The following is a 1,847-nucleotide window of genomic DNA, read 5'->3' on the forward strand; positions in this document are numbered from 1 at the left end:
TGTTTAAATAACAAGGAGTTTATCAAAAGATGCAGTGGATCACTTTTCGATGATCTTACTGCATCAGCCTGGCGCATTTTTGCATGATCATTAACATATTAACTGATGCTTTTCATTTTACAAGCTTGAATGTTGGTGTGCTGACCGTTTAGCAAGTCCGCAATATACTTGTTTTTTGTATTCTAGAATAAGGTGTTTGACCTATAGGATTTCCTTTTTCGTTGTTTAGGCAAGTAAATTAGACCATTATGGGAGAAAAATGATTAACAAGCGGTTTGATTTCTTGATTTTTTGGAAAAATTAAGGCGGGTAAAATGCCCGCCTTGTTTATTGAAATTAGTTACGTTTAACCGCTTCGACAATCTCTTCGGCGCAGCGTTGGGCGAGTTCGCCGTCTTCACACTCCACCATTACCCGAATCAGCGGTTCGGTGCCGGATTTACGCAATAAAATCCGCCCTTTGCCGGCTAAGCGTTGTTCTACTTCTGCGGCAACGGCTTTCACTTCTTCGCTGTCGAGCGGATTTGCACCGCCGGCAAAACGTACATTGAGTAACACTTGCGGGAATAACGGCACGGCTTTAGCAAGCTCGTTCAAGCTGAGTTTATGGGCTGCCATTGCGGCTAACACTTCAAGCGAGGCGATAATGCCATCGCCGGTGGTGTTTTTATCTAACACGATGATATGACCGGAATTTTCACCGCCCAGTTTCCAGCCTTTCGCTTTGAGCTGCTCTAGCACATAGCGGTCGCCCACGTTAGCACGCACAAACGGAATCGCAAGCTGTTTCAGGGCAATTTCAAGACTCATATTACTCATTAACGTGCCGACTACGCCGCCTTGTAATTTACCGGCACGCAGTGCTTCACGGGCAAGGATAAACAGAATTTGGTCGCCATCCACTTTATTGCCTAAGTGATCGACCATAATTAAGCGGTCGCCATCGCCGTCATAGGCTAAACCGACGCCCGCCCCCACTTCGACCACCACATTTTGCAGGGCTTTAATGTCGGTTGCACCGCATTTTTCATTGATATTCAAGCCGTCAGGGTGTGTGCCGATTTCAATCACTTCCGCCCCTAATTCACGCATCACATTTGGGGCAATGTGGTAGGTTGCGCCGTTGGCACAATCCACCACGATTTTATAGCCGTCCAAACTCAAATGTGCCGGAAAGGTGCTTTTACAAAATTCGATATAACGACCGGCAGCATCGTTGATACGGCTGGCACGCCCTAATTCTGCGGACGCTACGCAATCCATCGGTTGATCGAGCATCGCTTCGATCGCTTCTTCCACCTCATCGGGCAATTTTTCACCTTGAGCGGAAAAGAATTTAATGCCGTTATCGTCATAGGGGTTGTGAGAAGCGGAAATCACAATCCCCGCTTCGGCACGGAAAGTGCGGGTTAAATAGGCGATCGCCGGTGTCGGCATCGGGCCGGTGAACGCGGCGGATAAACCGGCTGCCGCCAGCCCCGCTTCCAATGCCGATTCCAACATATAGCCGGAAATACGGGTATCTTTACCGATTAATACTTTTTTCGAGCCTTGAGTCGCCAAGACTTTACCGGCTGCCCAGCCCAGCTTTAATGCAAAATCGGGGGTGATTGGATATTGTCCCACTTTACCCCGCACGCCGTCCGTCCCAAAATATTTACGTTCTGCCATAAAAATCCTCAATAAAAAAGCCAACTTAGCTTAAACGGCGCTATGTTAGCGTTTATTAACAAAAGTTGCCAGTTTTCCTGACATTTTTCTAAACCCAACTAAGATAATCTAAACAAATAAAACGAGATAAATTAGGGAGAATGTTAAATTAGGTTGTAATAAGTGGAATTAAAAAT

Annotated in this window: 1 protein-coding gene; it reads right to left on the reverse strand. The window is 46.3% G+C overall.

Annotated elements, in window-relative coordinates; all coding sequences use genetic code 11:
* Nucleotides 1-336 precede the first annotated feature (336 nt).
* A complete protein-coding gene (gene glmM / locus RO21_RS11725; RefSeq protein WP_047977964.1) occupies nucleotides 337-1,671 on the reverse strand; it encodes a phosphoglucosamine mutase in 1,335 nt (444 codons plus the stop codon).
* Nucleotides 1,672-1,847: the final 176 nt, after the last annotated feature.

Origin of the sequence: Muribacter muris (assembly GCF_001038205.1) — a bacterium.
Lineage (GTDB): Bacteria > Pseudomonadota > Gammaproteobacteria > Enterobacterales > Pasteurellaceae > Muribacter > Muribacter muris.